At 67.9% G+C, this 26,595-nt stretch carries 25 protein-coding genes; 20 read left to right on the forward strand and 5 right to left on the reverse strand.

Translation table 11 applies throughout. From position 1 onward, the window contains the following. Positions 1-15 precede the first annotated feature (15 nt). From OHZ10_RS37505 to OHZ10_RS37520, 4 genes are all read left to right on the forward strand, one after another. The gene (locus tag OHZ10_RS37505) at positions 16-540 is read left to right on the forward strand and encodes a 3-hydroxyanthranilate 3,4-dioxygenase (RefSeq protein WP_059241187.1); all 525 of its coding nucleotides are present in this window, start codon (positions 16-18) and stop codon (positions 538-540) included. 32 nt (positions 541-572) lie between these two features. Beyond that, positions 573-1,598, forward strand: a complete 1,026-nt coding sequence (locus tag OHZ10_RS37510; RefSeq protein ID WP_059241188.1) for an amidohydrolase family protein — start codon at positions 573-575, stop codon at positions 1,596-1,598. Between the two features lie 43 nt (positions 1,599-1,641). Then, on the forward strand, positions 1,642-2,871 hold the full coding sequence (gene kynU / locus OHZ10_RS37515) for a kynureninase (RefSeq protein ID WP_059242392.1): 1,230 nt from the start codon (positions 1,642-1,644) through the stop codon (positions 2,869-2,871). A 90-nt stretch (positions 2,872-2,961) separates the two neighbouring features. Continuing rightward, positions 2,962-4,377: an amino acid permease gene (locus OHZ10_RS37520; RefSeq protein ID WP_059241189.1), complete on the forward strand. Its 1,416-nt coding sequence runs from the start codon at positions 2,962-2,964 to the stop codon at positions 4,375-4,377. An 80-nt stretch (positions 4,378-4,457) separates the two neighbouring features. Here the strand turns inward: OHZ10_RS37520 and OHZ10_RS37525 are convergent, their stop codons facing one another. Then, on the reverse strand, positions 4,458-4,772 hold the full coding sequence (locus OHZ10_RS37525; protein WP_059241190.1) for a PucR family transcriptional regulator ligand-binding domain-containing protein: 315 nt from the start codon (positions 4,770-4,772) through the stop codon (positions 4,458-4,460). A 209-nt stretch (positions 4,773-4,981) separates the two neighbouring features. Here OHZ10_RS37525 and OHZ10_RS37530 point away from each other — a divergent pair, with 209 nt between their 5' ends. The 3 genes from OHZ10_RS37530 to OHZ10_RS37540 all read left to right on the forward strand — a co-directional run bounded on the left by OHZ10_RS37530 (position 4,982) and on the right by OHZ10_RS37540 (position 6,620). After that, complete coding sequence (locus OHZ10_RS37530) at positions 4,982-5,353, forward strand: CidA/LrgA family protein (protein WP_059241191.1); 372 nt, start codon at positions 4,982-4,984, stop codon at positions 5,351-5,353. After that, positions 5,350-6,084, forward strand: a complete 735-nt coding sequence (locus OHZ10_RS37535) for an LrgB family protein (protein ID WP_059241192.1) — start codon at positions 5,350-5,352, stop codon at positions 6,082-6,084. Before OHZ10_RS37530 ends, OHZ10_RS37535 begins: the two co-directional genes overlap by 4 nt. 230 nt (positions 6,085-6,314) lie before the next feature. Continuing rightward, the gene (locus tag OHZ10_RS37540) at positions 6,315-6,620 is read left to right on the forward strand and encodes a hypothetical protein (protein ID WP_059241193.1); all 306 of its coding nucleotides are present in this window, start codon (positions 6,315-6,317) and stop codon (positions 6,618-6,620) included. An 89-nt stretch (positions 6,621-6,709) separates the two neighbouring features. Here OHZ10_RS37540 and wrbA read toward each other — a convergent pair whose 3' ends face one another. Both wrbA and OHZ10_RS37550 read right to left on the reverse strand, forming a co-directional pair. Further along, positions 6,710-7,312, reverse strand: a complete 603-nt coding sequence (gene wrbA / locus OHZ10_RS37545; protein WP_059241194.1) for an NAD(P)H:quinone oxidoreductase — start codon at positions 7,310-7,312, stop codon at positions 6,710-6,712. Positions 7,313-7,373: 61 nt separating this feature from the next. Continuing rightward, positions 7,374-8,099 (reverse strand): pirin family protein, encoded by a 726-nt coding sequence (locus tag OHZ10_RS37550; RefSeq protein ID WP_059241195.1) that lies wholly within the window; start codon positions 8,097-8,099, stop codon positions 7,374-7,376. A 128-nt stretch (positions 8,100-8,227) separates the two neighbouring features. Between OHZ10_RS37550 and OHZ10_RS37555 the strand changes: the two genes are divergently transcribed. The 7 genes from OHZ10_RS37555 to OHZ10_RS37585 all read left to right on the forward strand — a co-directional run bounded on the left by OHZ10_RS37555 (position 8,228) and on the right by OHZ10_RS37585 (position 16,193). Further along, on the forward strand, positions 8,228-9,145 hold the full coding sequence (locus OHZ10_RS37555) for a LysR family transcriptional regulator (protein ID WP_342706196.1): 918 nt from the start codon (positions 8,228-8,230) through the stop codon (positions 9,143-9,145). Between the two features lie 94 nt (positions 9,146-9,239). Beyond that, positions 9,240-10,361, forward strand: coding sequence for a Fic family protein (locus tag OHZ10_RS37560; RefSeq protein WP_217468166.1), 1,122 nt, complete (start codon positions 9,240-9,242; stop codon positions 10,359-10,361). A 241-nt stretch (positions 10,362-10,602) separates the two neighbouring features. Further along, complete coding sequence (locus OHZ10_RS37565) at positions 10,603-10,800, forward strand: DUF3311 domain-containing protein (protein ID WP_059241197.1); 198 nt, start codon at positions 10,603-10,605, stop codon at positions 10,798-10,800. Positions 10,801-10,883: 83 nt separating this feature from the next. Continuing rightward, on the forward strand, positions 10,884-12,278 hold the full coding sequence (locus OHZ10_RS37570; RefSeq protein WP_059241198.1) for a sodium:solute symporter family protein: 1,395 nt from the start codon (positions 10,884-10,886) through the stop codon (positions 12,276-12,278). Positions 12,279-12,299: 21 nt separating this feature from the next. Beyond that, on the forward strand, positions 12,300-13,967 hold the full coding sequence (locus tag OHZ10_RS37575; protein WP_342706197.1) for an amidohydrolase: 1,668 nt from the start codon (positions 12,300-12,302) through the stop codon (positions 13,965-13,967). Next, positions 13,964-14,992, forward strand: coding sequence for a CobW family GTP-binding protein (locus tag OHZ10_RS37580; RefSeq protein WP_404823524.1), 1,029 nt, complete (start codon positions 13,964-13,966; stop codon positions 14,990-14,992). Before OHZ10_RS37575 ends, OHZ10_RS37580 begins: the two co-directional genes overlap by 4 nt. A 130-nt stretch (positions 14,993-15,122) precedes the next feature. Beyond that, positions 15,123-16,193 (forward strand): lysozyme inhibitor LprI family protein, encoded by a 1,071-nt coding sequence (locus tag OHZ10_RS37585; protein ID WP_342706198.1) that lies wholly within the window; start codon positions 15,123-15,125, stop codon positions 16,191-16,193. A 25-nt stretch (positions 16,194-16,218) separates the two neighbouring features. Here OHZ10_RS37585 and OHZ10_RS37590 read toward each other — a convergent pair whose 3' ends face one another. Further along, a complete protein-coding gene (locus tag OHZ10_RS37590) occupies positions 16,219-17,304 on the reverse strand; it encodes a LacI family DNA-binding transcriptional regulator (RefSeq protein ID WP_059241201.1) in 1,086 nt (361 codons plus the stop codon). Positions 17,305-17,545: 241 nt separating this feature from the next. On the opposite strand from OHZ10_RS37590, the gene rbsK reads away from it, so the two are divergent. The 4 genes from rbsK (at position 17,546) to OHZ10_RS37610 (ending at position 21,889) form a co-directional block, all read left to right on the forward strand. Further along, entirely contained in the window at positions 17,546-18,472 is a 927-nt protein-coding gene (gene rbsK / locus OHZ10_RS37595) for a ribokinase (protein ID WP_342706199.1), read from the forward strand. A 60-nt stretch (positions 18,473-18,532) separates the two neighbouring features. Next, positions 18,533-19,852 (forward strand): MFS transporter, encoded by a 1,320-nt coding sequence (locus OHZ10_RS37600; protein WP_059242397.1) that lies wholly within the window; start codon positions 18,533-18,535, stop codon positions 19,850-19,852. Positions 19,853-19,895: 43 nt separating this feature from the next. Continuing rightward, positions 19,896-20,843, forward strand: coding sequence for a dihydrodipicolinate synthase family protein (locus OHZ10_RS37605; protein ID WP_174993576.1), 948 nt, complete (start codon positions 19,896-19,898; stop codon positions 20,841-20,843). A gap of 401 nt (positions 20,844-21,244) precedes the next feature. After that, a complete protein-coding gene (locus OHZ10_RS37610) occupies positions 21,245-21,889 on the forward strand; it encodes a hypothetical protein (protein WP_256087673.1) in 645 nt (214 codons plus the stop codon). A gap of 158 nt (positions 21,890-22,047) precedes the next feature. Here the strand turns inward: OHZ10_RS37610 and fliD are convergent, their stop codons facing one another. Next, positions 22,048-23,562: a flagellar filament capping protein FliD gene (fliD, locus tag OHZ10_RS37615; protein WP_342706200.1), complete on the reverse strand. Its 1,515-nt coding sequence runs from the start codon at positions 23,560-23,562 to the stop codon at positions 22,048-22,050. 1,055 nt (positions 23,563-24,617) lie between these two features. Between fliD and OHZ10_RS37620 the strand changes: the two genes are divergently transcribed. Both OHZ10_RS37620 and OHZ10_RS37625 read left to right on the forward strand, forming a co-directional pair. Further along, positions 24,618-25,031: a DoxX family protein gene (locus OHZ10_RS37620; protein WP_059241206.1), complete on the forward strand. Its 414-nt coding sequence runs from the start codon at positions 24,618-24,620 to the stop codon at positions 25,029-25,031. A 521-nt stretch (positions 25,032-25,552) separates the two neighbouring features. Then, on the forward strand, positions 25,553-26,518 hold the full coding sequence (locus OHZ10_RS37625; RefSeq protein WP_174993574.1) for a dTDP-4-dehydrorhamnose reductase family protein: 966 nt from the start codon (positions 25,553-25,555) through the stop codon (positions 26,516-26,518). The last annotated feature ends 77 nt before the right edge of the window (positions 26,519-26,595 follow it).

Raw genomic sequence — 26,595 nt, forward strand, 5'->3', positions numbered from 1 at the left:
CCGGAGGAGACAACCATGCTGAAGTACGGCACCCCGTTCAATTTTTCGCGCTGGATCGACGAGCATGCGCACCTGCTGAAGCCGCCGGTCGGCAACCAGCAGGTGTGGCAGGACAGCGATTTCATCGTGACCGTCGTCGGCGGCCCGAATCGGCGCACCGACTATCACGACGATCCGTTCGAGGAATTCTTTTACCAGCTGCGCGGCAACGCGTATCTGCACCTGTGGATCGACGGCAAGCGCGAACGCGTCGACCTGAAGGAAGGCGACATGTTCCTGTTGCCGCCGCACGTGCGGCATTCGCCGCAGCGCCCCGAAGCCGGCAGCGCGTGCCTCGTGATCGAGCGCCAGCGCCCCGCGGGCATCGTCGACGGCTTCGAGTGGTACTGCGACGCATGCGGGCATCTCGTCCATCGCGTCGAGGTGCAGCTCAAGAGCATCGTCGCCGACCTGCCGCCGCTGTTCGACGCGTTCTATGCGTCGGACACGCTGCGCCGCTGCGCGCATTGCGGCCACGTGCATTCCGGCAAGGCGGCCTGAGCCCGCCACGCCTTTTCACCGACAGAACGACGATGACACTTCGAATCGACATGCATTCGCACTTCTTCCCGCCGATTTCGCGGGAAGCGGCCGCGCGCCTCGACGCGCAGCGCGCGCCGTGGCTGCGCATCGACGCGGACGGCCAGAACGGGATGATCATGACGGGCGAGCGCGCGTTCCGCCCGGTCTACCGTGCGCTGTGGGACCCTGCCGCGCGCATCGCGGAGATGGACGCGCTCGGCATCGACATCCAGCTGATGTGCGCGACGCCCGTGATGTTCGGCTACGACAGCGCGCCGCACGACGCGCACGACTGGGCGATGCGGATGAACGACCGCGCGCTCGAGCTATGCGCGCATGCCCCCGGCCGGATGTTCGCGCTCGCGCAGGTGCCGCTGCAGGACGTCGAGCTCGCGTGCCGCGAAGCGACGCGCGCGCACCGCGCCGGCCATCGCGGCGTGCAGATCGGCAACCATCTCGGGCCGCTCGATCTCGACGACGCGCACCTCGTCGCGTTCCTTGCTCATTGCGCGAACGATGGCATTCCGGTGCTCGTGCATCCGTGGGACATGATGACCGACGGCCGGATGAAGAAATGGATGCTGCCGTGGCTGGTTGCGATGCCGGCCGAGACGCAGCTCAGCATGGTGTCGCTGATCCTGTCCGGCGCGTTCGAGCGGATTCCGCGGTCGCTGAAGCTGTGTTTCGCGCACGGCGGCGGCAGCTTCGCGTTCCTGCTCGGCCGCGTGCAGAACGCGTGGGAGCAGCGCGACATCGTGCGCGAGGACTGCCCGCATCCGCCCGTCAGCTATCTCGACCGCTTCCACGTGGACAGCGCGGTGTTCGATCGCGGCGCGCTGCGCCTCCTGGTCGACACGATGGGCGAGGACCGCGTGATGCTCGGCTCCGACTATCCGTTCCCGCTCGGCGAGCAGCAGATCGGCTCGCTCGTCGAGCAGCATCCCGGTCTGTCCGATACCGCGAAAGCCAAGATCCTCGGCGGCAATGCGTTGCGCTTCTTCGACCTGCCGCCCGCGGCGGCGTCGCGCGCGGCCTGACGCCTTTCACGACCACCGTCATTCCATAAGGAACATGCATTTCATGACCACCCGCGAACACTGCGCCGCGCTCGATGCGGCCGACCCGCTCGCCCACTGCCGCGCGCGCTTCGACCTGCCCGCCGACACGATCTATCTCGACGGCAACTCGCTCGGCGCGATGCCCGCGAACGTGCCGGCGCGCATGCAGCGCGCGCTCGAACAGGAATGGGCGCACGGCCTGATCCGCTCGTGGAACGACGCCGACTGGTACCCGGCGCCGCAGCGCACCGGCAACAAGATCGCCCGGCTGATCGGCGCGGGCGACGGCGAGGTGATCGTCGCCGATTCGACCTCGGTGAACCTGTTCAAGGTGCTCGTCGCGGCCACGCGCATGCGCCCCGGGCGCCGCGTGATCGTCGCCGAGCGCACCAATTTCCCGACCGACGTCTATATCGCGGCGAGCGTCGCCGAGATGACCGGCTGCGAACTGCGCTGCGTCGATCCGGACGACATCGCCGCGGCGATCGACGATACCGTCGCGGTCGTGTCGCTGACGCACGTGAACTACAAGAGCGGCAAGCGCTACGACATGGCGGCCGTCACGCGCCACGCGCACGAGGCCGGCGCGCTGAGCGTGTGGGACCTGTGCCACTCGGCCGGCGCGATGCCGATCGGGCTGAACGCGTGCGAAGCGGACTTCGCGGTCGGCTGCGGCTACAAGTACCTGAACGGCGGGCCCGGCGCGCCGGCCTACGTGTTCGTCGCGTCGCGGCATCTTGCCGACGTGCGGCAGCCGCTGACGGGCTGGCATGGCCATGCGAAGCCGTTCGACTTCACGCACGACTACGCGCCGCACCCGGCGATCGACCGGATGCTGACGGGCACCGCGCCGCAGCTCGGCGTGATCGCGCTCGAAGCGGCGCTCGAAGCGTTCGACGGCGTCGATCTCCATGTGCTGCGCGACAAGAGCGTCGCGCTCGGCGATCTGTTCATCGCGCTCGTCGACCAGGAGCTCGCGGGTCTCGGCTTCACGCTCGCGTCGCCGCGCGACGCCGCGCAGCGCGGAAGCCAGGTGTCGCTCGCGCACGCGGAAGGCTATGCGATCGTGCAGGCGCTGATCGCGCGCAACATGATCGGCGACTTCCGCGCGCCCGATATCCTGCGCTTCGGCTTCGCGCCGCTGTACGTGCGCTACGTCGACGTGTGGGACACGATCGCCGCATTGAAGGACGTCGTGACGACCGGTGCATGGAACACCGATGCATTCCTCGCGCGCAAGTCGGTGACCTGACGGCCGGCGTGCTATGCACTACGACGCAACAGAACGAGACCGGACGACGTCCCGCACGACGCGGGGCGCGTTCGACGAAGGAGACACGGCATGAACCAGCGGCAAGGATTCGACACGATCGTCGAACGTGAGAAGGGGTTGCATCGCGGGCTGTCGACCGCGCAGTTGTCGATGATCGCGATCGGCGGCGCGATCGGCACGGGGCTGTTCCTCGGCAGCGGTTTCGCGATCGGCTTTGCGGGGCCGAGCGTGCTCGTCAGCTATGCGATCGGCGCGCTGATCGCGCTGCTGCTGATGGGCTGCCTCGCCGAGATGACGGTCGCACACCCGACGTCGGGTTCGTTCGGCGCGTATGCCGAGCACTATGTGAGCCCGTGGGCCGGCTTCCTCGTGCGCTATGCGTACTGGGCGTCGATCGTGTTCGCGGTCGGCACCGAGGTGACGGCGATCGCCGTGTACATGAAGTACTGGTTTCCGGCCGTGCCGGGCTGGTACTGGATCGTCGGCTTCTCGGCCGCGCTGATTGGCGTCAACCTGGTCAGCGTGAAGGTGTTCGGCGCGGTCGAGTACGTGTTCTCGATGCTGAAGATTGCCGCGATCGTCGCGTTCATCGCGCTCGGCGCGGTGGTCGTGTTCGGTGCGCCGGCAGGTTCGGGCATCGGCTTCTCGAACTACACGGCGCACGGCGGCTTCTTCCCGAAAGGCGTGGGGGGGATGTGGGTCGCGGTGATCGTGTCGATCTTCAGCTACCTGAGCATCGAGATGATCGCGGTCGCGGCCGGCGAGGCGCGCGATCCGCACAAGGCGATCACCCGCGCATTCCGCGCGACGATGCTGCGCCTCGTGTTCTTCTACCTGCTGACGCTCGCGCTGATGCTCGCGATCGTGCCGTGGACGGCCGCGGGTTCCGACGAAAGCCCGTTCGTGAAGGTGATGGCCGCGACGCACGTGCCGGGCGCGGCCGGCGTGATCAACTTCGTGATCCTGGTGGCCGCGCTGTCCGCGATGAACAGCCAGCTCTACATCACGACGCGGATGATGTTCAGCCTGTCGCGCGCGGGCTACGCGCCGAAGGCGCTCGGCCGGCTGACGGGGCACGGCGTGCCGGCGGCCGCGCTCGGGTTGTCGGCGATCGGGATCGCGCTCGCGACCGTGCTGAACGTGCTGTATCCGGACACGTCGTTCGTGATGATGATGTCGGTGTCGATGTTCGGCGCGATGTTCACGTGGCTGATGATCTTCGTCACGCACCTGTTCTTCCGCCGGCACCATCGCGGCCAGGCGCTCGCGTTCCGGATGTGGGGCTTTCCGGTTACGTCGCTGCTCGGCGCGGCGCTGATGCTCGCGGCGCTGGTCACGACGTACTTCACGCGCGAATTCCGGATGACGCTGTTCTGCGGCGTGCCGTTCGTGATCGTGCTGTCGGTCGTCTATGCGGTGTGGTATCGCGGCAAGGGCGATGCGCCGGCGGGCGGACGCGAGGGCGTTCACGCGCCGGGGCAGTGACGGCGTGCGTCAGTCGATCGCATAGGCCTCGCGCACCGGCTCGATGATGTCCCGGCGGCCGGTCCGGCCCGGCGGCGGGGTCACGAGGCCGCCTGCGCCGATCTCGACGACTTCGCCGCTCGCGTCGTCGGGCAGGTTCGCGCGGCCCGCGGCGCGACGACCAGCGCGCACGCATGCGTCTGTGCGATGCGTTCGGGCCACGCCGCCGGCTCCCGGGGCGTACGCGGCAAGCCGACGCCCGTCGTCATCACCGGGTTGCCCGCGCTGACCCAGCGCCACGGCTCGGGAAGATCGAGCGCGTGCGCCCACGTGCTCGGCCGGTGCGTACCGGCGACGCCGGCCACGCGCTGCAATCCGGGCGACGGGGCATCCAGCAGCTCCTGCACCGTCATCATCGGCAAACCCCGGGGTGCGCGGGCCGGCCAGCCGGTACCCGAAAGTGCATGACGATAGTGGCAGTGGGCGGGCAGGGCCGATTGCGCAGGCGCGCGTCGCGGGCATTGTTGGTACGATCGCGCGTATCGTTTACGCCGGCGCCGCAGGCCGCCGGCCCACCGGCCGCGCGGCTCCACGGTCGCGCCGCCACGTTCGGGAGAAGCCGTTCATGTTGCAGGCGTTCGCGGTCTTGCTGACCTTCCAGTGTCTCGGGGAAGGCGTGTCCTATCTGTTCGGCCTGCCGGTGCCGGGCCCCGTGATCGGCATGCTGCTGCTGTTCGGCTTCGTGATGCTGCGCCCGCAGGTGGCCGATGCGATCGAGCCGACCGCGCTCGAACTGCTGCGTCACCTGTCGCTGCTGTTCGTGCCGGCCGGCGTCGGCATCATGGTGTCGGCCGACCGCGTGCGCGGCGATGCGGTTGCGGTCGTCGTCGCGCTGGCCGTCAGCACCACGCTGGCGATCGCGGTGACGGCGCTCGTCACGCGCGCGCTGCTGCGGCGCCAGCGCCGCGCGGGCGGCACCGCGGAGGGCGCGCAATGACGGCCTTTCCGAAACTCGGCGCGATCTGGGTCTATCTCGCCGCGAGCCCGTTGCTCGGCCTGACCATCACGCTGGTCGCGTATCTGTTCGCGCAGGCCGTCTATGCGCGGGCGCGCTTCAACCCGCTCGCGAATCCGGTGCTGATCGCGGTCGCGCTGATCGTCGTACTGCTGACGATCACGCATACGCCGTATCCGACCTATTTCGAAGGCGCGCAGTTCGTCCACTTCCTGCTCGGCCCCGCGACCGTCGCGCTCGCGCTGCCGCTGTATCGCCAGTGGTCGAAACTGCGGCGCACCGCGCTGCCGCTGCTCGTCGGCCTGCTCGCGGGTTCGCTGACCGCGATCGTGTCGGCGGTCGGCATCGCCGCGCTGTTTGGTGCGTCGCACCAGACGATCGCGTCGCTCGCGCCGAAATCGGCGACGACGCCGATCGCGATGGCGGTGGCCGCCGAGATCGGCGGCATTCCGTCGCTCACGGCCGTGCTCGTGATCTCGACCGGGATCTTCGGCGCGGTGTGCGCGCGCGGGATCCTGAATCTGCTGCGGGTCGACGAGCCGGCCGTGCGCGGCTTCGCGCTCGGCGTCGCGTCGCACGGGATCGGCACGGCGCGCGCGTTCCAGGTCAGCGAGGAGACCGGCGCGTTCGCGGGGCTCGGGATGGGGCTGAACGGCGTGCTGACCGCATTCGTCGTGCCGATCCTGCTGCCGATGCTGTCGCGCTGGATCTGAGCGGGCCCCGTCGGGCGCCGGGGTATCGGTTTCCCTGATGGCGCGGACGATTTGCCGAAAACACGGCGCACACGGCGCGCATGTATCGCGGCTGTTATCAGGAGAATTCAGGAACGCACACGGACATTTGTGCAGTGATCGGCTAACGTTGCATCGGCGCCGTTGTCGCAAGCCGTCGCGTGCGCGCAGGTGTTCGATCCACAATCAACAATCGACAAGGAGATCCGGCCATGAAGCAGTCTCGCGTGGTTTCGGTGGCAGTAGCAGTAACGGCGTCGTTCGGTCTGTTGTTGACCGCCGTGCCGGCGGCATACGCGCAGGATCCGGCGTCCGCGCCGACGCAGAAGCAGCTCGACAAGGCGCAGAAGAAGGCGGCGCGCAAGGCGGCGCGTGCGCGGCACGCGTCGGACCTGAAGGCGATCGGCACCGGCAGCGGCTACCGGCTGACCAACGACCAGAGCAACTATCCGCAGAACGCTGCGCAGAAGGCGCCCGCGACGAAGGCGGCGCCGGCTGCACCGGCTTCGGGCCAGTAACGGCTGAAAGCCTTGCACAGGACGAACGGCGCCGGTTGATCCGGCGCCGTTCGTCCTGTGCGGGACAGCGGGGGCGCGAGGCCGCCGCGTTACGACGCGAGCTTGCTCGCGATTTCCGCGACGTGCTTGCCCTGGTAGCGCGCGATGTCGAGCTCGTTCGCGCTCGGCTGGCGGCTGCCGTCCGCGCCCGCGAGCGTCGTCGCGCCGTACGGCGTGCCGCCGGTGATTTCGCTCATGTTGACGAGCCCGCTGCATGCATACGGCACGCCCACTATCACCATGCCGTGGTGCAGCAGCGTCGTGTGGAACGACGTGATCGTCGTTTCCTGGCCGCCGTGCTGCGTGCCGGTCGACGCGAACACGCTGCCGATCTTGCCGACGAGCGAACCCTTCATCCACAGGCCGCCGGTCTGGTCGAGGAACGTGCGCATCTGGCCGGCCATGTTGCCGAAGCGGGTCGGCGTGCCGAAGATGATCGCATCGTAATCGGCGAGTTCGTCCACCGTGGCGACCGGCGCGGCCTGGTCGACCTTCACGCCGATCGCGCGGGCCTGATCGACGGGGATCGTTTCCGGCACGCGCTTGAGCGTGACCTCGACGCCCGCCACCGATTTCGCGCCTTCCGCGATGTGTTGCGCCATCGTTTCGACGTGCCCGTAGGACGAGTAGTACAGAACGAGAACCTTGGCCATGTTGCGAATCTCCGATTAAAAGGGCCCCGCGTTCAGCGGGGCCCGGTTTCCCGAACGGGCGTTATGCCCACTCGGCCGTCACTTCGACCGGACGCAGGTCGAACACCAGCACTTCGGCATCCTTGCCGTCGGCGATCGTCAGGGCGTGTTCGCTGCGGATGCGTGCGCCGTCGCCTTCGCCGAGCGTCACGCCGTTGACCGTCACGCTGCCGCGTGCCACGTGCACGTAAGCAAAGCGGCTCGGGTCAAGTTCCAGCGTAGTGCTTTCGTCGCCGTCGAACAGGCCCGCGTAAATCCGGGTGTCCTGCCGGATCTTCAGCGAACCGGCATCGCCGTTCGGCGACACGACGAGTGCGAGCTTGCCGCGCTTGTCGTCGGCCGTGACATTCGTCTGCTGATAACGCGGCTCGGCACCCTTTTCGGCCGGCCCGACCCAGATCTGCAGGAAGTGGACCGGCGTTTCCGGCGAGTGGTTGAACTCGCTGTGGCGCACGCCCGTGCCCGCGCTCATCAGCTGCACGTCGCCCGGCACGATCACCGAACCGGTGCCCATCGAGTCCTTGTGTTCCAGTGCGCCGTCGAGCACGTACGACAGGATTTCCATGTCGCGGTGCGGGTGCGTACCGAAGCCGCGGCCCGGGGCGACGCGGTCGTCGTTGATCACGAGCAGGTCGGAGAAGCCGACTTGCTTCGGATCGTAGTAATTCGCGAACGAAAACGTATGACGGGAGCTGAGCCAGCCATGCTCCGCACGGCCACGTTGGTTTGCTGCACGGATTTCGATCATGATTTTTTTCCTTGAAGTCGCCGAACCTCGGAAGTGGGCCCGGCCGTTCGTTGAGATGCATCTTAGGTCAATCGATTTGACAAATAAATGGCTGTAGAGATAATGACTGTCGCTATGGAGTGGACAATATGGAACTCAACGATCTGAGGATCTTCGTCGCGACCGTCGACGCGGGCAGCTTTACGGCGGCGGCCGACCAGCTGATGCTGTCCAAGCAGTTCGTCAGCCGGCGCACGATGGCGCTGGAGGCGTCGCTCGGCGTGCGGCTTCTGCACCGCAATACGCGCAATCTCGCGGTGACCGAATCCGGGCAGGAGTTTTATGTGCGCGCGCAGCGCATCCTTGCCGAGATCGCGGACGCCGAGCAGGCGATGTCGGTGCGCAGCACCGAGCTGCACGGCTCGCTGAAGATCAGCGCACCGCTGTCGTTCGGGATCACGCACGTGTCGCCGCTGATCGCCGAATTCCTGTCCGCGCACCCGGCCGTGCGGCTGAACCTCGACCTGACCGACCGTCGGGTCGACCTGATCGGCGAAGGCTTCGACCTCGTGCTGCGGATCGGCTCGCTCGAGGATTCGACGCTGATCGCGCGCGCGCTCGGCGCGTGGCCGATGATCGCGTGCGCGAGCCCCGCGTACCTGAAGCGGCAGGGCACGCCGCAGACGCCGGCCGAGCTCGCCGGCCATACGTGCCTGCTGTACGGGCGCGAGCGGCGCGTCGGCTGGGAATTCCGCGTCGACGGCGCGGCGCGCACGTTCGACGTGCAGGGGCCGCTCGTCGCGAACAACGGCGAAGTGGTGCGCGACGCGGCGATCGCGGGGCTCGGCATCGCGCTGCTGCCGCGCTTCATCGTCGGCGCGGCGCTCGACAGCGGCGCGCTCGTGCCGGTGCTCGACGCGTACGCGCCGTCGCCGATCACGCTCAATGCGGTGTTTCCGCAGCACCGGGAAGGGTTCGTCACGCTGCGCACGTTCATCGGGTTTCTCGCGGAGCGGCTCGGCGAGCCGGCGCCGGCGCGGGCGAGCGGTGCAGGCCGGAACCGGTAGCGGGCGGGTTTGCGGTGAATGCGGTGGTTAATCTCCGCATTTTTTGCGGAGATTATGGGTACTTGCGGCGAATCGGTGCGATAATCTCCGCATCATGAGCGGAGATTACACCTTCATCTGGGAGTCGGCCGACTGGCCTGCGTGGCGCTTCGACCTGCCGGCCCTCGCCACGTCGCTGGCCGACGTCAGCCGTGCGCAAGGCATGCTCGCGGGGCGGCTGGCGGACATCGGCCTGGCGCTGCGCGACGAGGCCAGCCTCGCCGCGCTGACGGAGGACGTCGTCAAGACCAGCGCCATCGAGGGCGAAAACCTGAACGTCGCATCGGTCCGCTCGTCGATTGCACGCCGGCTCGGGGTCGATATCGGCGCGCTGGCGCCGGTCGACCGCCACGTCGAGGGCGTCGTCGACATGGTGCTCGACGCGACGACCCATGCGGCGGCGCCGGTCACTGAAGCCCGCCTGTTCGGATGGCACGCCGCGCTGTTTCCGACCGGCTATTCGGGTCTGTCGCGGATCACGGTCGGCGGCTGGCGCACGGATGCCAGCGGGCCGATGCAGGTGGTGTCCGGGCCGATCGGCCGGCAGCGCGTGCATTTCGAGGCGCCGCCGGCCGCGCGCCTGGCGCACGAGATCGCGCGCTTTCTCGCGTGGCTCAATGCCGCGCCGGCCGAGCCGTTGCTGATCCGGGCCGGCCTGGCCCACCTGTGGTTCGTCACGCTGCACCCGTTCGACGACGGCAACGGCCGGATCGCGCGCGCGCTCGGCGATCTGGTCCTGGCGCGCGCCGACCGGAGTCCGCAGCGTTTCTACAGCCTGTCGGCGCAGATCCAGCGCGAGCGCAACGCGTATTACGACGTGCTGGAGCGCACGCAGCGCGGCTCGCCCGACGTCACGGAATGGCTTGCGTGGTTTCTGAATACGCTCGGCAGGGCGATCGACCATGCGCACACGACGCTCGACGCGGTGTTGATCAAGGCGCGCTTCTGGCAGCGTTGCGCGGGTTTCGCGATGAACGCACGCCAGATCAAGGTGATGAATCGCCTGCTCGACGGCTTCGAAGGCAAGCTGACGACGACCAAGTGGGCGGCCCTCGCGAAGTGCTCGCAGGACACGGCGCTGCGCGACATCACCGAGCTCGTCGAGCATCGCGTGCTGCGCCGTTCGTCGTCCGGCGGCCGGAGCACGAGTTACGAGCTGGCGCCGTTCGACGGCTGACATCCGTTCGCGCGATCGCCGGCACCGGCCGCCCGCGACGGATTGCCGTCGCGGCTTCCGCGCAAATCTTCCCGTCTCGTCCGGGCCGCCCGCCGCTGGCCCAAGCGATTGCCGGCGTCTGGCACTATCCCGCGTCTTTTTGTCTTCGAATACTGGACTCACCGCCGGATGCCGCACAGGCGCTGCCTGCCGCACCCGTGCCGGGTCATTCCCGTACACACCCGCTTTCGAGGAGACGCGCATGCTCAGGTACCTGATCGGCATCGGTATTCCGTATCTCGGCGTGCTGGGCGTGCTGCCCTGGGTCGCCGCGCAGGACCGCTACGTGCTGGGCGTGCCGTTCATCTTCATGTGGATCTTTGCGTGGTTCGTGCTGACGTCCGGCTGCCTGTTCGCGTGCTGGATGCTGTTCGACCGCCGCGCGGGCGACGCCGCGTAGCGCGCCGTCGCTTCCTGGCGGGCCGCCGGCCGCCCGCGCTTTCCGGCGAACCCTACGCTTTCCGTCCCTTCGCAGAGGTGTGCATGTCAACGGTCGTCTTCGCCGCGCTGATCGCGCTGTCGCTCTATCTCGCCGTTCGATCCGGCCGCGGCCGCGGCAAGCAGAGCGTGCATGACTTCTTCGTCGCGTCGCGCCAGTTCGGCACGGCGCTCGTGTTCTTCCTGACCGCCGGCGAGATCTACAGCATCGGCACGATGGTCGGCTTTCCCGGCGGCATCTACGCGAAAGGGCCGACCTACGGCGTGTGGTTCCTCGGCTACATCCTGCTGGCCTACCCGATCGGCTATTTCATCGGCCCGAAGATCTGGGAGGCCGGCAAGCGCCACAACGCGATCACGCTGCCCGACCTGTTCAAGGGGCACTACCGCAGCCGCGGGCTCGAGCTCGTGGTTGCGTGCGCATCGATCCTGTTCCTGATCCCGTGGGGGCAACTGCAGTTCACGGGGCTCGTCGCGGCGCTCAAGGGGCTCGGCTGGCATGTCGAGCCGCTGTACCTGATCCTCGTGTGTGCGGCGCTCGCGTTCACCTACATCGCGATCTCCGGCGTGCGCGCATCGGCCTATATCGCCATCCTGAAGGACATCCTGATGCTGCTCGCGATCGTCGTGACGGGCATCGCCGTCGCGTGGCAGGCCGGCGGCGTGCATCCGGTGTTCGATGCCGCGAGCCGGCAGGTCAGCAACACGATGAGCGGATCGCAATTGCGCTTCTCGATGAGCACGATGCTGTTCCAGTCGCTCGGCTTCTTCCTGATGCCGTTCGCCGCGCAGAATTTCTTCACCGCGCGTGGGCCGAACGCGATCCGGCGCACGCAGGTCGCGATGCCGCTGTACATGCTGATGTATCCGTTCCTCGTGATTGCGTCGTATTACGCGATTACCGCGAACCTGACACTCGCATCGCCGAACGACGCGTTCTTCGCGGCCGTCACGCACCTGCTGCCCGGCTGGCTGATCGGCCTCGTCGCGGCCGGCGCCGCGCTGTCGGGGCTGCTCGTGCTGGCCGGCATCTGCCTCGCGATCGGGCCGATCGTCACGCGCAACCTGATGCCGAACCTGCCCGAGTCGCGCCAGAAGCGCGCGGCGAAATACGTGATCGTCGGCTACCTGCTGCTGTCGATCGTGACCACGCTGCTCACGCCGAACCTGATGCTCACGCTGATCAACACCACCTACTACGGCGTCACGCAGTTCCTGCCGGGCGTGCTGATCCTGCTCGCACGGCGCCAGGTGCGGCCGGTCGCGGTGGGCGCCGGGATGATCTGCGGCCAGGTGCTCGCGATGATCTTCTACGTGCTCCATGTCGACTTCGGCGGCATCAACCTCGGCCTCGTGTGCCTCGTCGTCAACGTACTCGTCGTCGCGGCCGTGCATGCGATGCTGCACGGCCGTCCCGTCAAGCAATACGCCGTATCCTGACGCAAAGGAGAACCGCCCCCCATGCAAGCATCCGCCACTCCGGCCGCACCCGTGACGGTCTTCACCGCGCGCCGCATCCTGACGATGAACCCGGCGCAGCCGTCGGCCACTCACGTCGCCGTGCGCGACGGTCGCATCCTCGCGGTCGGCGACGCCACCGATGCGGCTGCGTGGCCCGCGCGGTTCGGGGCGTGCGGGGCCGACGACACGCTGCGCGACAAGGTGTTGATGCCGGGGCTCGTCGAAGGGCATTGCCACCTGATGGAAGGTGCGATGTGGGATGCCGTGTACGTCGGCTACTACGACCGGCGCGGCCCCGACGGCACGCTGTGGCCGGGCCTGCGCTCGCTCGACGCGATGCTCGACCGGCTCGCCGACGCCGAGCGCGCGATGACCGACGACGGGCCGCTGCTCGCGTGGGGCTTCGATCCGATCTTCTTCGGCACCGCGCGGCTGACGGTGCGCGAACTCGATCGCGTGTCGGCGCGGCGGCCGATCGCGATCCTGCATGCGAGCGTGCACCTGATGAACGTGAACGGCGCGATGCTGGCGCGTGCGGGCATCGACGAGGACACCGACATCGACGGCGTGTCGCGCGACGCCGACGGCCGCCCGACCGGCGAGCTGCAGGAGTTCGCGGCGATGCTGCCGGTGTATCAGACGATCGGCGGCAAGCTGGCGATTTCCGCGAGCGAGAAGCCGCACGCGGTCTGGAATTTCGGGCGCGTCGCGCAGCTCGCGGGCGTGACGACGGCCACCGATCTCGTCAACGACCTGTCGGCCGACGGCAACCGCACGCTGCACGAGGTGACCGCCGATCCGGATTACCCGGTGCGGATCGTGCCGGCATTCGCGCCGCAGCGCAATCCGGCGCGGTCGGCCGACAGCGTGCTTGGCGAAATCGAACGCAACACCGACAAGCTGCATTTCGGGCCGGTGAAGTTCATCGTCGACGGCTCGATCCAGGGCTTCACCGCACGCGTGCGCTGGCCCGGCTATGCGGGCGGGCAGCCGAACGGGCTGTGGCTGATCCCACCCGCGCAACTTGTCGACGTGTTCGAGCCGTTCCATCGCGCGGGGCTGCAACTGCACGTGCATACCAACGGCGACGAAGCGACCGATGTCGTGCTCGATGCGATGACGACGCTGCTCGCGCGCCATCCGCGTCCCGATCATCGCCATACGCTGCAGCATTGCCAGATGGCGGACGCCGCGCAGCTCCAGCGCGTTCGCGCGCTCGGGATGTGCGTGAACTTCTTCGCGAATCATCTGTACTACTGGGGCGATGCGCATTACAGCCAGACGATCGGCCCCGATCGCGCGAACCGGATGGACGCGGCCGGCTCCGCGCGGCGGCTCGGTATTCCGTTCGCACTGCATTCGGATGCGCCGATCACGCCGCTGAATCCGCTGTTTACCGCATGGTGCGCGGTGCAGCGCGAGACGGCGTCCGGGCGTGTGCTCGGCGAGGGCGAGCGGTTGACGGTGGACGATGCGCTGCATGCAATCACGCTGGGTGCGGCCTACACGTTGCGGATGGACCATCTCGTCGGCAGCATCGAAGTCGGCAAGTATGCGGATTTCGCGGTGCTCGACGACGATCCGTCGGTGTGCGCGCCCGCGCGTTTGAAGGCATTCGCCGTGTGGGGCACCGTGCTCGGCGGGCGCGTGTTCCGGTCGCCGCGATGAGCGCGCGCGCTGCAATGGCCGCGCCCGCGCCTGCACCGATCGACCTCGCGGTGATCGGCGGCTATCTCGGCGCGGGCAAGACGACGCTCGTCAACGCGATCCTGCAGGCGCCGCATGGCCGGCGCATCGCGGTGCTCGTCAACGATTTCGGTGCGGTGAACATCGACGCGCGGCTCGTACGCGCGCGCGGCGACGACGTGATCGAACTCGACAACGGCTGCATCTGCTGCACGATCGGCGGCGCACTTGTCGATGCGCTGACGCGCGTCGCGACGCGCGACGTGCGGCCCGAACTGCTGCTCGTCGAAGCGAGCGGCGTGGCCGATCCCGCGAAGATCGCGCAGATCGGACTGCTGAACGGGGCGTTCCGGCTGACGTCGGTGCTCGTCGTCGCCGACGCGCTCGCGTGGCGCGACACGCTGGCCGATCCGCTCGTCGGTGCGATGGCGCAGCGCCAGCTCGACGGCGCCGGCGCGATCGTCGTGACCAAGCTCGACCTGGTCGCACCGGAACGGCGCGATGCGGTGCTCGACGACGTGCGCGCGTGCGCGCCGACCGATGTCGTCGTTGCGGCACGGGCGGGCGAGATTCCGCTCGCGCTGCTGTTCGACACGGCCGTGCCAGATCGCTGCGCGTTGCCGGGCGGTATCGCGCGCTTGCACCGGCCGATCGGTCATGACGCGATGCCGGCGTTCGCAAGCCTCGCCGTCGCCGTGCCGGACGTACTCGACAAGGCGCGGTTGCGTGCATGGCTGAAAGCATTGCCGCGCACGATCCTGCGCGCGAAAGGCATTGTGCGCGTGGCCGACGCGGCCGGTGCGGTCGCCACGCGCGTGTGCCAGGTCGCCGCGCGGCGCATCCGGTTCTCGTCGATGGAAGACGAAGGGCTGGCGCCGCACGAAGGGGATGGCGCGATGGTGTTCATCGGGATCTTCGATCATGCGACGGAAGCCGAGTTACGCGACGGTATCGTGCAATGCAGCGTGGCTGCGGAAGCGGTTGCAATGACATCGAACGTCGATTGATCGGCGTCGCGCATTCGGGTTACGCTTCGGCGGGCAGTGGCATGCGCTGCATGCCGGGCCGGGCGTTTTTACCTCGACTGTCGCGCGCAGGTAGCTTCTACAGGTGCGCGACCCTGCGACGATCAAGCCGATGACCATCCAGAACCGATCGAATACGCGCGAACACGCCACGATTTCCGCATCCGACAAGCGACGCACGCGCCTGCCATCTGTCGCGGCGGCTGCGCTGCTGGCGCTGCTGCCGGTTGCCGCGCACGCGGCCGGTTTCGACTGCGCGAAGGCCGCTTCGCCGACCGAGAAGACGATCTGCGCGGATGCCGCGCTGTCGAAGCTCGACGGCGACCTGTCGGCCGCGTGGAAGAGGGCGCTCGCAAAGGGCGGCGATACGGCCGCGCTGAAGGCCGCGCAGGTGAAGTGGCTCAAGCAGCGCGACCAGTGCGGCAGCGACGCGTCGTGTCTCGGCGATCGCTACCGCGAACGGCTCGCCAGCCTGAACGGTACGCCGCTGGCCGCCGACCGCTGGCAGCAGACGTGGTACATGACGAGCGACAACCCGTCGTTCGGCGGCGTGCTGACGTTGACCGGCACGGCGCCGCGCCTGCATTTCGAGCTGGGGGCCAATAACGGCGCGAATACCGGCGGGCTTGACGGCGACATCGTGCTGCACGGCGACAGCGGTACCTACCGCAAGGACAAGTGCCGGCTCGATTTCGAACGGAAGGGCGGGCGCATCCGCGTCACGCAACAAGGCGCCGATTTCGACTGCGGCGCCGGCGCGGGCGTCATGTACGCAGGCGACTACGTGAGCGCCGCGCAGTCCCGGGCCAGGCCGCCTGCCGACCTGCTGAGCCTCAAGGTCGTCGCCGATGCGCAGCAGAACGCGACCGCGCACAAGCTGCTCGGCGCCGATTATCAGACGCTCGTCGACATGGTGAACGACAGCGCCGACGAGAAGGATCTCGATGGGCTCAACGCACACGTGACGTCGTACTGGGTGCGCGGCATTGCGACGACGAACGCGGCGATCGTGATGCGCCGCGGCGCCGATCTGTGGATCGGGCTGCTCGTGTTCGATGCAAAGAACAACGTCCGGATGCGCTACTACTCGAACGTGCCGGCGTGGAAGAAAACCGTGCCGAAGACGATCAACGCGTGGCGCGACACGCTCGACAAGACGCTGCCGGTCGACGTGATGCAGTAAGCAGGCGCCGCCGCCCGGCACTTCTTCACGTCTTGCGCGTTGCACGCACCTGCGCCGGCGGCGCGGCCGATTCCCGCATGCGCAACTCGGGCAGGACGGCACAGCCGGGCCCCGTGGCGCCGTTCTCGAGCGCGTCGAGCAACGCACGCGCGGCCTGGCGCCCGATCGCGTCGGTGTCGACCCACATCGTCGTCAGCGGCGGCTGGATCTCGCGTGCGAGCGCGATGTCGTCGAACCCGGTGATCGACAATTGCGCGGGCACGTCGATGCCGAGCGCCTGCGCTTCGAGCAACGCACCGAGAGCGAGTGCGTCATTGCCGCAGATCACGGCGGTCGGCCGCGTCGCCGCATCGCGCGCCGCGATCGCGCGCAGGCTCGCCCGCCCGAACGCGATCGTGGCCGCCCCTTCGTGCTGATGCACGGGGCGCACCGCGAGCCCGTGCGCGGCCAGCGTGTCGTGAATGCCGCGCAGGCGGGCCTGCACGCGGTCGTTGTCCGCCGACGGCTGCATGATGATCGCGAAATCGCGGTGACCGAGATCGAGCAGGTGCGTGGTGAGCCGTGCGAACGCCGCGCGGTTGTCGAAGCCGATGCAGCAGTGCGGGCTGTCGTCGCGATACGCATAGGTGACGACGTACGGCACGCGATGCAACGCAAGGAGTTCGAACAGTTCCGGCGGATACGCTTCGCCGACCAGCGACACGGCCTCCACGCCGCGCGACAGCATCGCGCGCACCTGCGCGAGTGCCTGCGCGGGATCGTAGTTCGAGCAGCCGAGGAACAGCGTGATGCCGTGCTCGGCCATGACCGTCTGCATGCCCGCGACCTGCGATGCGAACACCTGGTCGTCGAGCGTCGGAATGATCGCGCCGGTGATGTGCGTGCGCGTGGACGCGAGCGCGCGGCCGGCTGCATTCGGAATCCAGTTCAGTGCGCGCGCCGCGTCGCGTACGCGCTGCTGCACGTCGGCCGATACCTTGCCGGGATCGTTGTACACGCGCGAGACGGTCGCGGTCGACACGCCGGCCAGTTTCGCGACATCGCCGAGCACCGAGCGGCCGCTGCCGCGGCGTGCCCGCGACGCGCCACCGCGGGACGGAGGCGTGCTCATCGGCTGTCTCCCGGCGGGGTGGGCCTGCCGGCGGCGTGCGTGGCCAGTCGCGTCATTGTTTACCCTCGATTCATGGTGGTCCCGCTTGCATCCGCATTCGATCCTGTGAGAATGTAAGCGCTATCTTCTTGCTGCTTCGTATTATGTCAGACATGGATTCCACCCGCATCGCGAAATTTTCAGAGACGACGGCCTCTTCGGGCATTTTGTCGGTCTCGAATGTAAGCGGTTACATTCAAGCATGAACGACACCACGTCACCGCGTATCGCTGTCGTCGGCAGCGTCAACATCGACCTCGTCACGCGCGCGCCGCGCCTGCCGGTGCCGGGCGAGACGCTGCTCGGCACGGCATTCCAGACCGTTCACGGCGGCAAGGGGGCGAACCAGGCCGTCGCGGCCGCGCGCCTGGGCGCATCGGTCGCGATGATCGGCTGCGTCGGCGACGACGCGTTCGGGGCACGCCTGCACGGCGCGCTCGCGGCGGAGCGCATCGACGTGACGCACCTGCACCGGATCGACGGTACGGCGACCGGCGTGGCGACGATCACGGTCGACGAAGGCGGTGCGAACAGCATCGTCGTCGTGCCCGGTGCGAATGCGCGTCTCGATGCCGGCCGGATCGACGCGGCGCGCGACGCGATCGCCGCGGCCGCGCTGCTCGTGTGCCAGCTCGAAGTGCCGGTCGCGACAGTCGCGCGCGCGATTGCCTGTGCCAGTGCGCACCGCACGCCCGTGCTGCTCAACCCCGCGCCCGCTCAGCCGCTGTTCGACGCGTTGCTGGCGCGGGTCGACTACCTCGTCGTCAACGAAACCGAAGCCGAATCGCTGACCGGCATCGCCGTCGGCGACGATGCGTCGGCCGTGCGCGCCGCCGATGCGCTGTGCGCGAAGGGCGTCGGCAACGTGCTGGTCACGCTCGGCGCGCGCGGCGTCTGCTGGCGCGGCAGCGCGGGGAACGGCCGCCATCGGGCGATGGCGGTGGTGGCCGTCGATACGACCGCGGCCGGCGACACGTTCGTCGGCGGGTTCGCGGCCGCGCGCGCCGACGGCGCATCGATGGACGACGCGATCGGCTTCGGCCAGCGTGCGGCCGCGATCAGCGTCACGCGCCACGGCGCGCAAAGCTCGATCCCGACGCGCGACGAAGTGATTCGTCTGGATACCTGAATTCCGCAGACGACGGAACGGCCGGAACCGGCCGATGCCAGTGACATGGAGACAACCGACATGAACGAAAACCAACCTGTTCCGCCCGCGCCGCCACGCATCCGGCGCGGACAACGCATCGCGCTCGCGCTGTTGATGGCGAGCGGGATCGTCAACTATCTCGATCGCGGCACGCTGGCCGTCGCGAGTTCGGCGATCCGCGGCGATCTCGGCCTGTCGCTCGCGCAGATGGGGCTGCTGCTGTCCGCGTTTTCGTGGAGCTATGCGCTGTGCCAGTTTCCGGTCGGCGGGCTCGTCGACCGCATCGGCCCGCGCCGGCTGCTCGGCATCGGGCTGATCGTCTGGTCGTTCGCGCAGGCGGCGGGCGGTATCGTGTCGACGTTCGGCTGGTTCATCGTCGCGCGCATCGTGCTCGGCATCGGCGAGGCGCCGCAGTTCCCGTCGGCCGCGCGCGTGGTGAGCAACTGGTTTCCGCTGCGCGCGCGCGGCACGCCGACCGGCATTTTCAACGCGGCGTCGCCGCTGGGCACCGCGCTTGCGCCGCTGCTGCTGTCGATTCTCGTCGCATCGTTCGACTGGCGCTGGGCGTTCGTCGCGACCGGCGCACTCGGCCTCGTCGTCGCCGTCGTGTGGTTCGCGCTGTATCGCGATCCGGTGCGCGCGCAACTGTCCGCCGCCGAACGCGGCTATCTCGATGCCGACGCGCAAAGCGTCGTCGCGGCGCCGAAACTGACCTTCGCCGAATGGCGCAGCCTGTTCTCGCACGGCACGACCTGGGGGATGCTGATCGGCTTCTTCGGCTCCGTGTACCTGAACTGGGTCTACCTGACCTGGCTGCCCGGCTACCTGACGATGGAACGGCACATGAGCCTGATCCGCACCGGATTCGCCGCGTCGGTGCCGTTCCTGTGCGGGTTCGTCGGCTCGCTGGTCGCCGGCTGGCTGTCGGATCTGGTGACCCGCCGCAGCCGGTCGCCGGTCGTGAGCCGGCGCAACGCGGTGGTGGTCGCGATGCTCGGGATGGTCGCCTTCACGATCCCGGCCGCGCTCGTGCAGAGCAACACGGTCGCGCTCGCCTGCATTTCGGTCGTGATCTTTCTCGCGAACGCGGCGTCGGCCTGCTCGTGGGCGCTCGCGACGGCGGCCGCGCCGCCGAGCCGTGTCGCGTCGCTCGGCGCGATCCAGAATTTCGGCGGCTTCATCGGCGGCGCGCTTGCGCCGATCCTGACAGGCATCATTGCGCAGAAGTGGTCGTTCGTGCCTGCGCTGCTGACGGCCGCGGCGATCGCGTTCGCCGGCGCGATGGCCTACCTGCTGCTGGTGCGCAAGCCGATTCCCGAACACGCCGCGAACGCCGCGCCCGGACCGTTGCCGGCTTGAGCGCGCAGCCCGCATCCGCATTCACTGAAGGAAGGAGAAACAGATGCAACACCCGCAGCAATCGAACGTGACCATCGAGGGGATCGTGCCGGTGATGCTGACGCCGTTCGACGACGCCGGCGCGATCGACTACGCCGGGCTCGAGCGGCTCATCGAATGGTATCTGGCGCATGGCTCGGATGCGTTGTTCGCGGTCGCGCAATCGAGCGAGATGCAGTTCCTGAGTCTGGCCGAACGCGCGGAACTCGCACGCTTCGTGGTCGAGCGGGTGGCCGGCCGCGTGCCGGTCGTCGCGTCCGGGCACATCAGCGACGATCTCGACGCGCAAGCCGCCGAGCTGTGCGCGGCGGCCGAATCGGGTGCGCAGGGTGTCGTGCTCGTGACCAACCGGCTCGATCCGCAACGCAAGGGCAGCGCCGCGTTGCTCGACCATCTGCACCGGCTGCTCGCGCGACTGCCGTCGGATCTCCCGCTCGGCCTGTACGAGTGTCCGGCGCCTTACCGGCGGCTGCTGTCGGACGACGAACTGCGCGCGTGCATCGACACGGGCCGGTTCGTGATGCTCAAGGACGTGAGCTGCGACCTGGCGACGGTGAAGCGGCGGGTTGCGCTTGCCGCGGGATCGCCGCTGAAGATCCTGAACGCGAACGCCGCGATTGCATGGGACGCGATGAAAGCCGGTTCCGCCGGTTTCAACGGCGTGTTCACCAACTTCCACCCGGATCTCTACCGGTGGCTGCGCACGCAGGGCGAATCGAATCCGGCGCTGGCCGACGAGCTGTCCACGTTCCTGGTGGTGTCGGCCGTGTCGGAAGCGCTGGGCTACCCGGCGCTCGCGAAGCTTTACCATCAGCGGATCGGCACCTTCGCGTCGATCAAGTGCCGAGCGATCGACTACGACGTGCGTGAGCGATTCTGGGCGCTCGATGCGGTGCTCGACAAGATCGTGGCCGGAACCGAACATTTCCGCCGGCGGATCGCCGGGGCATAATGCGCGCCGCGCGGGTGCCGCGGCGCGTGATCGCAGGGTGTGCATGCGGCCGCCCGTTGGCCGCGAGAAAAACCGGCGTCGCGCATGCGACCCGACCGCCGCGATGCCCGATTGAGGCGATGGCGACGCCACCCGCCGGCGCCGCGTCGTCGTGCCGCCCGGCTTTCATCTTCCGCATCCCGACTCGAGCCGCCCGCGAGCGTGGCGCCGATGCCCGGTTGTTCGATTCGCCGCGCCGCGCGTTTCGCCGCGTCCGCCGGCCGCCCCGCGCAAGTTTCTGCGTCGCACGACAAAAGCGCACAAATCTGTGCAATCGCTTCTTCGCTTCCCGTAACGATTCGTAATATTATGCCGCGGAGTGTTTTTTACCGATGAACCGCTGAATCCGCATTCGCCCCCTCATGCAACACGTGACGACGACAAGCCAGCCACCGATCCTGGCGGCACCGGTTGATGCCATGCTGCACGCCGTGATCGACGAGGCCGTCCACCGGAGCGTGTCGGAGGCGACGACGCGCAGCGGCTACATGCGCTGTGCCGACTATGCGATCGTCGGCGCGCAGGTGCTGACGCTATTGACCGGCAAATCCTACCGGCCGTTCGCGGGCGGCGAAGTGATGGATTTTGGCGCCGGCAACCTGTATGCGCTGTGCACGACGCGCGAGCGGCGCCGCACCGCACGGCATCTGTCGCAGCTTGCGCGATATCACTGCTGGATCGAAGCGCGCCACGACGCCGACGGTCACACGCGCAAGGAGATCGTCGACTTCACGCTGCGCCACGACGAGACCGTCGCGGACCAACTGGGCATGCCGTTCGCCCGGACCTACCAGGCCTATTTCTGGGGCTGGGAGGACGAGCACGCGGTCCCGGCCGAGCTGCAGGATCATCCGGTATTCGCGAAGCAGGGCCCTGTGTGGCGCTGGGCCGAGCGCGAATGCACGTCGCTGCTGCGCGCCTACGAGCGCGAGCGGCCAGGCTATTTCGGGCGTCAGGTGTCGCGCGCCATCGATCTGTTCGCCGACCGCGTCGAAGGTCTGGGCTGACGCCTGCCTGTTTCAGGCAACCCGCACACGGCCAGGCGGCCGCGACGACGCGAACCCGGCAAGCGCTTGCGCACGGCCGGGCATGAACCACTTCCTTTCCATGCAGGACGCTGCCCGCGACGGCTCGAACCGTCGCGCGCAACGTGCTGCCCGGCCGCTTACTTGTTCGACAGCGCGCCGCTGCTGTTCGCGCCGCCGAACAGCCGGGTCAGGTACTGCGTGTTGGAGTTCATCTTGGCCATCAGCGTGTTGAGCGACGTGAACTGCGCCTGATACTGCTTGGTCAGTTGCGTGGCGTAGTCGGACAGATCCGACTGCTGCTGCGTCACGCGCTTCAGATCGGCGGTCAGCGCGTTCGTGCGCACGTCGATCATCCCGTTCTTCTTCGTGAACTGCGTGATCTGGTCGGCCAGCCGCGTGCCGATCCCGTTCTCCGGATTGAACAGGCGCGCGACGCCCGCCGGGTTCGCGGACAGCGCGCCGTCGAGCTTCGCGGCGTCGACGCTCAGCGTGCCGTCCTTCTCGAGCTTGATGCCGATCGACAGCAGGTTCACGTGCCCGTTGCCCTTCTCGGTGGCGGCGCCGGTCTCGACGCCGCGCGCAACGATCGACGCGAGCGAGTTGCGGATCGTGTTCAGCGTCGAATCGCCGATCAGCGCGCCCTGCGTGCTCGCGCCTGCCGTGTAGCTCGACAGTGCGCCCATCGTCTTGACGGCCGTGTTGTACAGGTTCACGAAATTCGTGATCGTGGCTGCCTGCGACTTCGTGTCGGTGCTGACCGTCAGCGTCTGCGTATCGGTCGCGCTGACCGCGGCCGTCGACAGGTTCAGCGTGATGCCCGTCAACACGCCCGACACCGCGTTGCTCGCGCTGGTCGATGCGATCCCGTTGATCGTGAATTTCGCGTCCTGTGCGACGGCGCTCTGCCGCCATGCGGCCGCGCTGTTCGCCGAGTCGATCTTCGATGCGCCGCCGGCCGTGTCGGGCGTCGACGTAACGCCGAGGCTCGACAGGCCGCTGTCGTTGGCCACGTTGCCGACCGCAACGCTGATCGCGTTCGCGGAGCCCGTCTTCGACGACGCGAGCACGAGGTGTGCGCCGTCCGTGCCGTTGATGACCGTCGCGCTGATCCCCGGGTTGCCCGACGCGGAGTTGATCGCCGCCGCGATGCCCGACAGCGTGTTGTTCGTGCTGCCGACCTCGACCTTGAACGACTGGCTGCCGAGCGACAGCGTCAGCGTGCCGGTGCCGAGCGCCTTGCTGCCGTTGAAGCCCGCCGAGGACAGCGCCTGGGCGGTCGCGATCTGCGTGACGCCCACCGTGTAGGTGCCGGCGACCGCGCCGGCACCCGCCGTCGCGGTCAGGCCCTTGCCGCTCGCGACGGCATTGAACGTCGACTGCAGCGCGCCGTTCTTCAGCGACGTCAGGCCTGCGTCGAGCGCGCTCAGCGCCGCCGACAGCGCGCCGAATGCGGAAATCCGAGTATTGCCGGTCGTTTGTGCGGCGGCAAGCGTCGCGACCCGGCCGGCCGTCTTCGCGTTCACCAGCGTCTTGACGAGCGAGCCGACATCCATCGCCGGGTTGCCGGTGGAACCGTTGATGATCGATTGCGCGGCCTGCTGCAACAGGCCGTTCGCGTTCGCGCTGCTGTTGACGGGCGAGTTCGTTGCCATGGGTGACTCCGGTTGAAAGGCGATCCTGTGACGAACGGCTGCCGAGCCTGCCTGCGGCGATCCGCGCGGGCTCGTGGCGATTCGCCTGCATGCCGCTTCCCGCACAACGCACACCGCGGTTCGCGGGGGCTGTCGGGAAAACGTAAGAAGGAATCGGTGCGCTATCGTATATTTAAATCGGTATTAATTGGTAATTTTTTTGTAATTATTCTTGTGAAAACTGTGACGAGGGGAAGGTAAGTGCGGGGTGCGGCGAAGGCATGCGAAGTTTCAGCACAAGACCATGATTTTAATTGCATTTATTGAGGGATTTTCGACGGCATTGAAAACATTCTGAAAGCATGGATGTTTGATGACATGTTTTTCGTTCATCGCACTAAACATCAAGCGGATGAACGGTGTGGCGAGCGTGTCCGTGCTCGCGGATATCGGGCGGTGAGCCTTGTCTGGTGGGCGTTGCACTGCCACGTGCGACACCAGGCCGCATGCATGCGAGATGTTTTTCTTCGACGCAGCGCATTTCCGGGCCATGTGTGGTCGCTCGAAACAGGATGCGGCGTCGATTGCAAATCCGGCCTGGTAGCCGGGACGAAGCGAGCGCCGGTGAATCACACATCGAGCGCATGACTGAATAACGGATGGGATGCACGGCACTGGACGGTGCATGTCAATTCGAGAGCGCAATATCGATTGAATCCCGTCACGACAAAGATGTGGCGACGTTTCACATTCCTGAAACAGGAGGGAAGGGGGCTGAACGGCGGTCAGGACGCCGCGTGACGAGCCGGTTTCCTCCGATTGTCCACTGATTCGAGACAGCGAATCATGTTTCGGCGGATTGATGATTTTCAGTGAGACAGTAGACTGCATCCGTGCTTCGCCAGAACCGATCCGGAGCGCGCCGGCAAGCGCGGCGCACCGGACGGATTCTTCGGCGGCGGGCCCGGTGGCTTGCCGTCCGATTGCGCGAGGAATGGTCCGTTGCCGGCCTGGCGCACCGATGCGGCGCGCATCGGCACCGGATGCATCAAACCGTCAATTCAAGGGTGATTGCTATGCGTTACGTTTCGCTGGAGTCGAAGAAGGACGAGCTGCTGCTGGCGGCTCGCGTACTGATGATGATCCTGTTCGTGCTGTTCGGCTGGCAGAAGCTGAACGGCTTTTCGGGCACGGTCGCCTACATGGCGTCGACGGGTAACCCGGCGCCCGAGCTGGCGGCCGCGATCGCGGTGGCGGTCGAACTGGTGGGCGGCGTGCTGATCGCGATCGGCTTCTATACGCGTCCGCTCGCACTGGCGTTTGCCGCCTATACGCTTGCGACCGCGCTGATCGGCCATCGCTACTGGGCGCTGCAGGGGATGGAGCAGTACATGGCGATGATCAACTTCTACAAGAACGTGAGCATCATCGGCGGGCTGCTGTTGCTCGCGCTGAGCGGGCCGGGACGGTATTCGGTCGACCGGAAGTAACGCGACGGACGGTCCTGTCCGGGGAAGCGGGCCCGGTGCGCGAAAGCGTGCCGGGCCTGGTTCTTTGGGGATGGAAAGACGGTGGCCGGTCGCGAAGTTGTCGCTGGCGGGCTCGGCGTCGTGCCCGATGCGTCGGCCGCCAGCAGTCGCAACCGGGCCCGCCGCGTGTCGACGCCGGCCGGGTTCGGCGCAAGGCCGTGCGGCGAAGACCGGCGCCGCGCCGCCAGTGTGCGCGTGGCCGGGCGGGCAGGGAACGGCAGCGCGATGCGGCGCGCAGCAGCGTCACGCGGCCGGCAAGACGGTCGTTCCCGGACGACGCAGTCTGGCCGGTTGGCGCGAGGTGGGCGCGTCGGCGTCGAGACGAACCCGTCCCTGAGTCCCGGCGCCCGCAATCCCGATGACGTGGTCGCGCCATTGCCGGGACCGCCGGCCGTGCCGCTTTTTCCGCTATCCTCGGCACGACTGCCGCAGGAACGCCTGACGCGATCCCGCGCCCCTCCATTCAACTCGCCTTGCCGCCCGTGCCCAATCCAGCCTCGTCGACCGATGTCCCCACCATCCTCCTCATCGGCGCGTCCGGCCTCCTCGGCCGCGCGGTTGCCGCAACCCTGGCTCGCGAATCGTCGCTGACGCTGCTGGCGACCCTCCGGAACCCGCAAAGCGCCGGCGCAAGACGGCTCGCGCTGCCACCGGAAAACATCGCGGAACTCGACGTCCTCGACCAGCCGTCCCTCGAACACCTGTTCGAAACCCGCAAGCCGGCGGCCGTCATCCTCTGCGCAGCCGAGCGCCGTCCCGACGTCTGCGAACGCGATCCCGCTGCCGCACGCGCGATCAACGTCACGGCCCCGGCCCGCATCGGCGCGCTCGCCGCGCGACACGGCGCATGGACGCTTGGCATTTCGACCGACTATGTCTTCGACGGCAAAGCGGCACCGTACAGCGAAGACGCCACCCCGAACCCGCTGAACATCTACGGCCGCACCAAACTGGAAGGCGAGGCGGCACTTCTCGCCGCGTCGCCACTGTCCTGCGTGCTGCGCCTGCCGTTGCTGTTCGGCCCGATTGCCGACTGGAGCGAATCGGCCGTCACGAGCCTGGTCCCGGCGATCGTCGCGTCCGCGCGGCCGGGCGCCGGCGCGGTCGGCATGGACGCATGGGCGATCCGCTACCCGACCTATACGCCCGACGTCGCGGAAGTCATCCGGGCCCTGACGCTGCGTCACCTCGCGGGTGAAACCGTGACGGGCATCCGCCATTGGTCGGGCGAGGAGCCGATGACGAAGCACGACATCGCGCAACGAATCGCGGCCGCGCTCGGCATCGACGCATCGCTCAAGCCGATCGACCAGCCGACCGACGCGACACCGCGCCCGTACGATTGCCATCTGGACGCATCGCGCGTGCGGGCACTCGGGATCGATTGCGCGACGCCGTTCGACACTGCGTTGCGCACCGTGCTGCGCGATGCGCCGCAGGCGCTGTAGGATCAGTCGGCACGCGCGGTTCGCGCCACACCGCCGGTACCGGCCGGCCCGTTCGCCCCGCATGCGGGCGTGCGCAC

The organism is Burkholderia arboris, assembly GCF_038723655.1.
Lineage (GTDB): Bacteria > Pseudomonadota > Gammaproteobacteria > Burkholderiales > Burkholderiaceae > Burkholderia > Burkholderia arboris.

Bases quoted from the DNA above. Each gene is read 5' to 3' on its own strand.
- OHZ10_RS37505 (WP_059241187.1), top strand. From the start codon at position 16: ATGCTGAAGTACGGCACCCCGTTCAATTTTTCGCGCTGGATCGACGAG.
- OHZ10_RS37510 (WP_059241188.1), top strand. From the start codon at position 573: ATGACACTTCGAATCGACATGCATTCGCACTTCTTCCCGCCGATTTCG.
- kynU (WP_059242392.1), top strand. From the start codon at position 1,642: ATGACCACCCGCGAACACTGCGCCGCGCTCGATGCGGCCGACCCGCTC.
- OHZ10_RS37520 (WP_059241189.1), top strand. From the start codon at position 2,962: ATGAACCAGCGGCAAGGATTCGACACGATCGTCGAACGTGAGAAGGGG.
- OHZ10_RS37525 (WP_059241190.1), bottom strand. From the start codon at position 4,772: ATGATGACGGTGCAGGAGCTGCTGGATGCCCCGTCGCCCGGATTGCAG.
- OHZ10_RS37530 (WP_059241191.1), top strand. From the start codon at position 4,982: ATGTTGCAGGCGTTCGCGGTCTTGCTGACCTTCCAGTGTCTCGGGGAA.
- OHZ10_RS37535 (WP_059241192.1), top strand. From the start codon at position 5,350: ATGACGGCCTTTCCGAAACTCGGCGCGATCTGGGTCTATCTCGCCGCG.
- OHZ10_RS37540 (WP_059241193.1), top strand. From the start codon at position 6,315: ATGAAGCAGTCTCGCGTGGTTTCGGTGGCAGTAGCAGTAACGGCGTCG.
- wrbA (WP_059241194.1), bottom strand. From the start codon at position 7,312: ATGGCCAAGGTTCTCGTTCTGTACTACTCGTCCTACGGGCACGTCGAA.
- OHZ10_RS37550 (WP_059241195.1), bottom strand. From the start codon at position 8,099: ATGATCGAAATCCGTGCAGCAAACCAACGTGGCCGTGCGGAGCATGGC.
- OHZ10_RS37555 (WP_342706196.1), top strand. From the start codon at position 8,228: ATGGAACTCAACGATCTGAGGATCTTCGTCGCGACCGTCGACGCGGGC.
- OHZ10_RS37560 (WP_217468166.1), top strand. From the start codon at position 9,240: ATGAGCGGAGATTACACCTTCATCTGGGAGTCGGCCGACTGGCCTGCG.
- OHZ10_RS37565 (WP_059241197.1), top strand. From the start codon at position 10,603: ATGCTCAGGTACCTGATCGGCATCGGTATTCCGTATCTCGGCGTGCTG.
- OHZ10_RS37570 (WP_059241198.1), top strand. From the start codon at position 10,884: ATGTCAACGGTCGTCTTCGCCGCGCTGATCGCGCTGTCGCTCTATCTC.
- OHZ10_RS37575 (WP_342706197.1), top strand. From the start codon at position 12,300: ATGCAAGCATCCGCCACTCCGGCCGCACCCGTGACGGTCTTCACCGCG.
- OHZ10_RS37580 (WP_404823524.1), top strand. From the start codon at position 13,964: ATGAGCGCGCGCGCTGCAATGGCCGCGCCCGCGCCTGCACCGATCGAC.
- OHZ10_RS37585 (WP_342706198.1), top strand. From the start codon at position 15,123: ATGACCATCCAGAACCGATCGAATACGCGCGAACACGCCACGATTTCC.
- OHZ10_RS37590 (WP_059241201.1), bottom strand. From the start codon at position 17,304: ATGAGCACGCCTCCGTCCCGCGGTGGCGCGTCGCGGGCACGCCGCGGC.
- rbsK (WP_342706199.1), top strand. From the start codon at position 17,546: ATGAACGACACCACGTCACCGCGTATCGCTGTCGTCGGCAGCGTCAAC.
- OHZ10_RS37600 (WP_059242397.1), top strand. From the start codon at position 18,533: ATGAACGAAAACCAACCTGTTCCGCCCGCGCCGCCACGCATCCGGCGC.
- OHZ10_RS37605 (WP_174993576.1), top strand. From the start codon at position 19,896: ATGCAACACCCGCAGCAATCGAACGTGACCATCGAGGGGATCGTGCCG.
- OHZ10_RS37610 (WP_256087673.1), top strand. From the start codon at position 21,245: ATGCAACACGTGACGACGACAAGCCAGCCACCGATCCTGGCGGCACCG.
- fliD (WP_342706200.1), bottom strand. From the start codon at position 23,562: ATGGCAACGAACTCGCCCGTCAACAGCAGCGCGAACGCGAACGGCCTG.
- OHZ10_RS37620 (WP_059241206.1), top strand. From the start codon at position 24,618: ATGCGTTACGTTTCGCTGGAGTCGAAGAAGGACGAGCTGCTGCTGGCG.